The organism is Mycobacterium sp. (assembly GCF_036490025.1).
Lineage (GTDB): Bacteria > Actinomycetota > Actinomycetes > Mycobacteriales > Mycobacteriaceae > Mycobacterium.
Genome location: NZ_DASXEP010000015.1, coordinates 1 through 8,253 on the forward strand (window position 1 = coordinate 1; position 8,253 = coordinate 8,253).

Here is an 8,253-nt window from a genome sequence, read left to right on the forward strand (position 1 = left end):
CCTTCTGGGGCTGGACAGATCGGCAATTGCCCGACGGCACAGTCATTCTGAGCTCGCCCGCGGGAAAGACCTACGTCACCACCCCGGGCAGCGCGCTGCTGTTTCCCAGCCTGTGCCTACCCACCGGCGACCTGCCGGCGACCGAACCCAACCGGCCCACTGACTACTGCGGGGACCGTACCGCCATGATGCCCCGGCGCCGCCGCACCCGAGCCCAAGACCGCGCCCATCAGCACCGAACGACGACAAAACCGCAACGCCCGCACCAACCGCCGGCCCAGCCACCCGAGCTACTTCGGACCGGCCCCACCCGACGCCGACGACGACCCGCCGCCATTCTGACCCCATTGCGACGGGGGACCCGAGCAGGGGCCGTGCCGCTCAGCCCGCAACCAGCACGATCACGCCAGGCGGCTGGTCAGCGACCTGCGGAGTCCGCGGCGCAACAACCGCTTTGAGCAACTGGCCGACGGCATCGGCGGTTTCGTGCTCACCGGGCGCGTCGGTGAAATACACCGTGGTTTTCGACACGTCGGGCAAGGACAGGTTGTCGACCTTGGTCACATTGAAACCGCCCTGCTTGAGCTGGTCAGCAGTCTTGCCGGCGATGCCTGCTTGGCTGGAGACATTGTAGACCAGCACGTCGGCCTTGGGCGCAGGCTTCGCCGAGGGTTTCGGCGCCGCGCTCGTCGTCACGCTCGACAACGACGAATCGTCGTCGGTGTTGCTGCCCGATCCCATTGCCTGAAACCCGACCAGCAAAAAGATGACACCGAGAAATAGCAGCACCATCACCATCGCCCGCAGGGGAAGCCCGGTCGAGTCGGGAACGCGCTCATTCATTGACGTCACTGTATCGAGGACAGCGCCAAAACCCACACTGACGCTCAGTGAGCAGGCAAAAAGTCAGGTGAGCTCGAAACCCAGTCGCCGAGCGGCTCGCGCCTTCTGCCGGCTGGCCCGCAGCCGCCGGAGTCGTTTCACCAGCATCGGGTCGGCGGCTAATGCCTCGGGGCGGTCGACCAACGCATTGAGCACTCGGTAGTAGTTCGGGGCCGACATTCCGAACAATTCTTTGATGGCTTCTTCTTTGGCGCCGGCGTATTTCCACCATTGGCGCTCGAAGGCCAAAATGTCGTGTTCGCGGCGAGTCAACCCATCGGCGATTTCAGAGTCGTCTCCCGATCGATTAGCCCGCGCCATAGCGCTGTCCATATCGCTTCCTCGACCCTTTCGGCGAATCTCGAATGCTCGCTACTCCGGCGATTATTCAACCACGTCTACCACTGTTGACCTGGAAGCCGGGCCCGCGAGTCGGCTGACTAGCTGAGGTTGCCCGTCCGACGCCCACTCTGCAACCGGAGGCATCTTCGGCGGGCTTAAGCTTGCCGACCATGGCAGTCGTACCCATTCGCATCGTGGGGGATCCGGTGTTGCACACTCCTACCGAGCCGGTGCCGGTCGCGGCAGACGGTTCGCTGCCGGCAGATCTGGCCGATCTGATCACCGATCTCTACGACACCATGGACGCCGCCTACGGGGTCGGCTTGGCCGCCAACCAGATCGGCGTTGGTTTACGGGTATTCGTCTACGACTGCGCCGACGAGCGTGGACAGTCGGCGCGGCGCCGCGGGGTGGTCGTCAACCCGATGTTGGAAACCTCCGAAGTACCCGAGACCATGCCCGACCCCGATGACGACGACGAGGGTTGCCTTTCGGTGCCAGGCGAGTCGTTTCCGACTGGGCGGGCCGAGTGGGCACGCGTCAGCGGCCTTGACGCCGACGGCAGCACGGTCACTGTCGAGGGCTCGGGGTTGTTCGCACGCATGCTCCAGCACGAGACCGGGCACCTGGACGGCTTCCTCTACCTGGACCGGTTGATCGGACGACACGCCCGCTCGGCCAAACGCGCGGTCAAATCGCACGGCTGGGGAGTTCCCGGGTTGTCATGGACACCGGGCGAAGGGCCGGATCCGTTCGGCCACTGATGGTTTCGTGGCCTGAGCTCGGCGCCAGAGTGGCGGTGCGTTACCGCCGCCCGGTCGGCTCGGTACCACCGCTGACCGATGTCATCGGCCAACTGCTCGACGTCGCGCCGCTCGTCCGCGTCCAGACGAAGACCGGCGCAACGGTGCAATTCGCGCCCGGGGATGTAGTCGCGGTACGAACGCTCAGCGATACCCCGGTGCGCGCGTCGGAGATCCGCGCGCTCGAGCACGCCGCTGCCCTGGGCTGGCCAGGCGTGGAGCAACGTTGGCTGGACGGCTGGCTTCTGCGGGCCGGACACGGCGTCACGCTTAGCGCAAATTCTGCTGTGCCACTTAATAATTCTGCCAACGTCGCTGCACTACCGGGGATCGTGGACTGGTACCGAAATCGCGACCTCACGCCGCGGCTGGCGATCGCCGATCGCCTGCTGAGGCTTACCGGTGCCGGTGAGCACGCCAACCGGATGCTGGTGCGCGACGTATGCGCCGCGAAGCCCGACCCGTCGGTCCGGCTGTCGGCCCACCCGGACGAGGACTGGTTGCGGCTCTGTCAGCGCGAGATTCCGATCGACGTCGTGACTGCGATCGTCGAGGGCGAGCTGATTTTCGGCGCGCACGAGGATGCGGCGGTTGCCCGGGCCGCGGTCACCGACGCTCCGGACGGCACCCGGTGGGTAGGCCTGTCTGCGGTACGGGTGGTCGATCCGCACGACGCCGCGGGCCGTGCGCTGTGCGAGGCGCTGTTGGCCTGGGGGGCATCTCGCGGCGCGACCCGCGGCTACATCCGGATTCGCGACGACGATCACGCCGTCGTCGACTTGGCCCGGTCGGTGGGCTTCACGCTGCACCATCACGCGCGGTACTTCACGCCGACCACGTAGGGTCGTGGCCATGCCCGACGGCATGATTGACAGCGGCGACCGGCCGCTGCGGATAGCCACCTGGAACGTGAACTCGATTCGCAGCCGGTTAGACCGCGTGCTCGATTGGCTCGGGCGCGCCGAGGTCGATGTGCTCGCCATGCAGGAAACCAAGTGTTCCGACGACCAGTTCCCGGCGATGCCCTTCCTGGAACTCGGCTACGAAGCGGCGCACTGCGGTTTCAACCAGTGGAACGGCGTGGCGATCGCGTCGCGGGTCGGCCTGGACAATGTCGAAGTCGGCTTCCACGGCCAGCCGACGTGGACCAGCAAGCCGGATCTGGCCGCCGCGGCCGAAGCCCGCGCGCTGGCGGCCACCTGCGCAGGGGTGCGAGTGTGGAGTCTCTACGTTCCCAACGGCCGCGCATTGAACGATCCGCATTACATGTACAAGCTCGATTGGCTTGCGGCACTGCGCGATACAGCAGAACGTTGGCTGCGCGACGATCCGTCGGCGCAGATCGCGCTGGTTGGCGATTGGAACATCGCCCCGACCGACGACGACGTTTGGAACGTCGAATTCTTCAAAGGCGCGACCCACGTCTCAGAACCGGAACGCAAAGCGTTCGACGCCATCGTCGACGCTCAATTCTCGGATGTGGTAAGGCCTTTCACTCCCGGCCCCGGCGTCTACACCTATTGGGACTACACCCAGCTGCGGTTCCCGAAGAAACAGGGGATGCGCATCGACTTCATCCTCGCCTCCCCCGCGCTCGCGAGCCGGGTCACCGGCGCGCAGATCGTTCGGGAGGAGCGGAAAGGCAAGGCACCCAGCGACCACGCCCCGGTCGTGGTGGATCTGCGCCGAGACTGATGAATGTAAAGACTGCGAGACGGGTATTCATCTCCTGTTCATTTTTCAATCAAGGTCATAGGATTGCCGGATGCTGCGCTATGCCGTGACGGTTCGATGAACCCTCCGAGTTTGCGCGTATGCGATCGCCGCCAGTGTGGGCTGCAGCGGTATTCGATTCACAGCATCACGAACCGAGCATCAGGGAGTCATCATGGGTGTCGTTGACGGCGCCATACGCAACGTAAGTCGAACGGTCAGCCGTGCCGCCTCAGCAACCACCGCCGCCGCGGGCGCCGTGGGTGGCGCCGCGGTCAACGGCGTTGTCGGCGCTGTCACCGGAGCAGCGGCCGGCGTGCAGAAAGGCATCGACAGCGGTAGCCATTCCACCCCTGCGGCCGCATTGACGTTGGGCGCGCTCGGTGTCGCCGGGCTCGTCGAGTGGCCACTGCTACTGGCGGTCGGCGGCGGCGCGCTGTTGTTGCGGCGGCTGAACAACTCGCACAGCGACGGCTCGCGGGTCGCGTCCGTCACATCGGTGAAGGCGGCACCCGCCAAGTCGACGAGCTCGGCGAGGCCGCGCAAGACTCCGGCCAAGCGGGCGCCGGCGCGAAAGTCGGGCGGCACCCAGTCACACGGCCGTCGTTGATTCTGGGGAGTAGGTAGCGTCGCATTGGTGCGAGCATCCTTTCCGCTGCGCGCGGTAACGCTGGGCTTGCAGGCGACCTCAGCACTCGTCGGCGCCGGCGTTCAGGGCGCTGCAAGCGCCGCAGGATCATTGGGCACGGTGGCCTCGACAAGTTTGGCGATGGCCACGATCCCGGTTCGAGAAGGCGTCAGGGCACTTTCGGATGTGCTGCCCGCACCCACGCTGACGAGGCATAGTTGGCGCGGGACGGGCCGCGCATGGGTCGAAGTCCGCGGCCTCGACGGCCCTGACGGTGCCGAGCTCGGGCGCATTGTGGTCGACGCGGTTCGCGCCCGTCCCGGTGTCAAGTCGGTCGCCGTCAACCGCCCGCTTTCGCGGATCGTCGTCGCGCTCAACAGCGATCAGATCTCGCTGCGGGATTTGTGCCGAGACGTCGACGAGGCCGAAAAGCGTTGGCGTGCAAGCGGTAACGTCGAAAAACGGGCTAACGACACGCGGACGAAACCACTTCCGGGCGACGGTCTACTGCTGGCCACCAACGCGTTGGCTGTCGGCGCCACCACTGTCGGCGTCGGCGCCGCGGTCGCGGGCCGGGTGCTGCGGTGGCCGCGCGTGTTCGACGGCGTCGAGGCTGCAGTCGTCGCCGTCGACTACCAACCGCGGCTACGCCGCCTGCTCGAGGACCGCATCGGCCATTCGGCTACGGACGCGGTGCTGTCGGTGGCGATGGTCACCGCGCACGTCCTCGAACTGTCGCCGGCGTCGCTTGCCGTCGACCTCGCGATGGAGACGTTGAAAGCCGCCGAATACCGCGCCGAGGCACAGGCCTGGCGCCGTCACGAACCGGCACTGGCCCGCCACGCCGACCATCCGGAGGTCCACCCGTCGTCCCGCCCGGTGCCTCCACCGGAAGGACCGGTCGAGCGGCACGCACGGCGCAGCGCACTGGTGCAAGTGATCGGGACCGCGACTGTCGGCGCCGTCACCCGCAACCTCGAGATGGCCTCGACCGCAACGTTGGTCACCACGCCGAAGGCCACCCGTACCACGCGGGAGTCCTTCGCCGCGGCGCTCGGACAGGGATTGGCCGAACGGCACGCGGTGTTGCCGTTGCGTCCGGAGAAACTACGGTGGCTGGACCGTGTCGACGCGCTGCTGATCGATCCCCGGGTGTTGTGCACCGACACGTTGCGGGTGGTGCGCGTCCGCGGGGCCGACCAGGACGAGATTTCCCCCGCGTGGAATCGCGCCCAGTTGCTGCTGGAGAAGAAAGGCCTGCGCGTGGGCTGGCACCCGGTTCCCGGGTTGTCAGGCAGCGGATCCGAGGCGGGCGTCGAAGCGCTGATCGGTCCGACGCACGACCCGCTGGCCTCGGCGGTGCTGGCCGAGGCGCGCCGGGCGGGCCTGGAACTGATCTCCATCGACATCGACGATCTCGGTGAGCTGCAACCCGCATTCGACGAGCTGAGACCGCCGCAAAGGGCGTCCATCGACAACGCACTCGCCGCGGCACTGACCGATCTGCAACGGTCAGGCCATACCGTGGCAGTCGTCTCGTCAGCCGCTGCACAAGCACTTTCGTCGGCCGACGTCGGGCTCGGTGTGATGCCCAATTCCGACGCCGATCCGCCGCCCTGGACAGCCCACCTGATACTGACCGACCTCGACGGGGTCTGGCGGTTGCTGCACGCCATCCCCGTCGCCAAATCGGCCAGCCGGCGCGGGATCGAGATCGCCACCGGTGCAACGGCACTGGGCGCGCTGCTGATGGTGCCCGGCGTGCGCGGGCGCGGGCCGGGCCCGGTGACGACGGGTGCGGCCGCCGGCCTGCTTTCGGGGTATCTGATGGCCCGCCGCGTGCTGCGTGAGCCGACCCCGCTGCCGGCGCCGATCCACGAGTGGCACGCGATGTCGGTCGAGCAGGTCCGCAAGATGTTGCCGCCGACCGATGCCGAGCAGACGGTGGAGCCGCGGCACGGACTGGCCAACCGGGCGATGGAAACGGCTTATCGCGGCGCCGAGCTGACCGGACGCCCGCGGCAGGCGGTCTGGCAGTTCCTCAAGGCGGTACGCGCCGAACTGTCCGACCCGCTGACCCCGGTGCTGGCTCTGGGCTCGGCGGCCAGCGCGGTGCTGGGTTCGCCGGTCGACGCGGTCCTGGTCGGCTCGGTGCTCACCGGCAACTCCATGCTGGCGGCCAGCCAGCGGCTGCGCGCCGAAAGCCGGCTGAACGAGCTACTGGCCCAACAGATTCCACCGGCCCGCAAAGTGACGGTCGATCCGGACGGTTCGCCGGTATACACCGACGTGAAGGCCGCGCAGCTGCGGCCCGGCGATGTGATCGAGGTGCGCACCCACGAGGTGGTGCCCGCCGACGCCCGGCTGATCGAGGAAGAGGACCTCGAGGTCGACGAATCCACCCTCACCGGCGAATCGCTGCCGGTGGAGAAGCAGGTCGAGGCCACACCCGGCGCCGAGCTGGCCGAGCGCCGCTGCATGCTCTACGGCGGGACGACCATCGTGGCGGGCACCGCGGTGGCACTGGTGACTGCCGTCGGCGCTGACACCCAGGCCCGCCGCGCCGCCGAGCTGGTATCCAGCGAGCTCCCGCAGATCGGGCTCGAACATCAGCTCAGCCAGCTGACCAACCGGGCCTTCCCGGTCAGCGCGGGCGGCGGACTACTGGTCAGTGCGCTCGGCTTGTTGCGCCGCAAGGGTTTACGTCAGGCCGTCGCCAGCGGAATCGCGATCACGGTGGCCGCGGTGCCGGAAGGGATGCCGCTGGTGGCAACCCTGGCGCAGGCGGCGTCGGCGCGACGCCTGACGAACTACGGCGCGCTGGTGCGGGTCCCGCGATCGGTGGAGGCGCTGGGCCGCATCGAGGTGGTGTGCTTCGACAAGACCGGGACGCTGTCCGAAAACCGCCTGCGGGTCTCCCAAGTGCATCCCGCGGACGGCTATTCGGCCGACGACGTCCTGCGCTGCGCGGCGCGCGCGGCGCCGGACGCCAACGGCGGACCGCAGCTGCACGCGACCGACCGCGCGATCATCGAGGCGGCGCAATCGGTCGACGGCTCCAGCCCCGCCGACGAAGCCGAGGCGCACCTGCCGTTCCGGTCGGGCAGGTCATTCTCGGCGTCGGTGTTCGGCGACGAGCTGACCGTCAAGGGCGCCCCCGAAGTCGTCTTGGCCGCCTGCAGCGACGCCGGGCCGGACATCGACAACACCGTGCGCCGGCTGGCGGCCGAAGGGCTGCGGGTGATCGCGGTCGCGCGGCGCCCGCTGACCGCGCAACAGGCCCAGCTGGTCGCCGACGACGAAGACGCCATCGCCGACCTGGCCGGCGGCCAGCTGTCACTGGCCGGCTTCCTCGGCCTTTCCGACACCCCCCGCGCCCAAGCACCCGCCCTGCTGGCGGCGCTTGCCGAGCGAGAGATCGGCGTCCGGCTGATCACCGGCGACCACCCGATCACCGCGACGGCAATCGCGCGCGAACTGGGGATGGCGGTGACGACCGAGGAGGTCATCAGCGGCGCCGAGTGGGACGCGCTGTCGCGCAAAGATCAGGAGCGGGTGGTCACCGACCGGGTGATCTTCGCCCGGATGTCACCGGAGAACAAGGTGCAGGTCGTTCAGACGCTGGAACGCGTCGGGAAGGTCTGCGCCATGGTCGGCGACGGCTCCAACGACGCCGCCGCAATTCGGGCGGCCACCGTCGGCATCGGCGTCGTCGGCCGCGGCAGCGATTCGTCCAGCGTCGCGGCTGACGTGGTGCTGGTCGACGCGCGCATCGAGGCGCTGCTCACTGCGATCGAGGAAGGCCGCGAGCTGTGGCGGCGGGTTCAGGCTGCGGTGTCGGTGCTACTAGGCGGCAACGCCGGCGAGGTCGCGTTCGCGATCATC

Annotated in this window: 7 protein-coding genes and 1 pseudogene; 6 read left to right on the forward strand and 2 right to left on the reverse strand. The window is 68.0% G+C overall.

Going from position 1 to position 8,253, the window contains the following annotated elements; all coding sequences use genetic code 11:
* Positions 1 to 342 (forward strand): annotated as a pseudogene (locus VGG53_RS01485) (hypothetical protein); the annotation flags it as partial.
* A gap of 39 nt (positions 343 to 381) precedes the next feature.
* Here VGG53_RS01485 and VGG53_RS01490 read toward each other — a convergent pair.
* Positions 382 to 843, reverse strand: a complete 462-nt coding sequence (locus tag VGG53_RS01490; RefSeq protein WP_331516189.1) for a LytR C-terminal domain-containing protein — start codon at positions 841 to 843, stop codon at positions 382 to 384.
* Positions 844 to 906: 63 nt separating this feature from the next.
* Complete coding sequence (locus VGG53_RS01495; RefSeq protein ID WP_331516190.1) at positions 907 to 1,215, reverse strand: DUF3263 domain-containing protein; 309 nt, start codon at positions 1,213 to 1,215, stop codon at positions 907 to 909.
* Between the two features lie 179 nt (positions 1,216 to 1,394).
* Here VGG53_RS01495 and VGG53_RS01500 point away from each other — a divergent pair, with 179 nt between their 5' ends.
* The 5 genes from VGG53_RS01500 to VGG53_RS01520 form a co-directional block, all read left to right on the forward strand.
* Entirely contained in the window at positions 1,395 to 1,988 is a 594-nt protein-coding gene (locus VGG53_RS01500; protein WP_331516191.1) for a peptide deformylase, read from the forward strand.
* Positions 1,988 to 2,869: an N-acetylglutamate synthase, CG3035 family gene (locus tag VGG53_RS01505; RefSeq protein ID WP_331516192.1), complete on the forward strand. Its 882-nt coding sequence runs from the start codon at positions 1,988 to 1,990 to the stop codon at positions 2,867 to 2,869. The genes VGG53_RS01500 and VGG53_RS01505 overlap by 1 nt, the downstream gene beginning before the upstream one ends.
* A gap of 46 nt (positions 2,870 to 2,915) precedes the next feature.
* Positions 2,916 to 3,722 carry an exodeoxyribonuclease III gene (locus VGG53_RS01510; RefSeq protein ID WP_331516195.1) on the forward strand — a complete coding sequence of 269 codons (807 nt, stop codon included), beginning with the start codon at positions 2,916 to 2,918 and terminating at the stop codon, positions 3,720 to 3,722.
* A gap of 193 nt (positions 3,723 to 3,915) precedes the next feature.
* Entirely contained in the window at positions 3,916 to 4,350 is a 435-nt protein-coding gene (locus VGG53_RS01515; RefSeq protein WP_331516193.1) for a hypothetical protein, read from the forward strand.
* Positions 4,351 to 4,377: 27 nt separating this feature from the next.
* Positions 4,378 to 8,253: HAD-IC family P-type ATPase (locus tag VGG53_RS01520; protein ID WP_331516194.1), on the forward strand; the 3,876-nt coding region annotated here is incomplete at its 3' end.

Excerpts from the sequence above, each read along its gene's own strand:
- VGG53_RS01500 (WP_331516191.1), top strand. The coding sequence starts at position 1,395 with ATGGCAGTCGTACCCATTCGCATCGTGGGGGATCCGGTGTTGCACACT.
- VGG53_RS01495 (WP_331516190.1), bottom strand. The coding sequence starts at position 1,215 with ATGGACAGCGCTATGGCGCGGGCTAATCGATCGGGAGACGACTCTGAA.
- VGG53_RS01505 (WP_331516192.1), top strand. The coding sequence starts at position 1,988 with ATGGTTTCGTGGCCTGAGCTCGGCGCCAGAGTGGCGGTGCGTTACCGC.
- VGG53_RS01515 (WP_331516193.1), top strand. The coding sequence starts at position 3,916 with ATGGGTGTCGTTGACGGCGCCATACGCAACGTAAGTCGAACGGTCAGC.
- VGG53_RS01490 (WP_331516189.1), bottom strand. The coding sequence starts at position 843 with ATGAATGAGCGCGTTCCCGACTCGACCGGGCTTCCCCTGCGGGCGATG.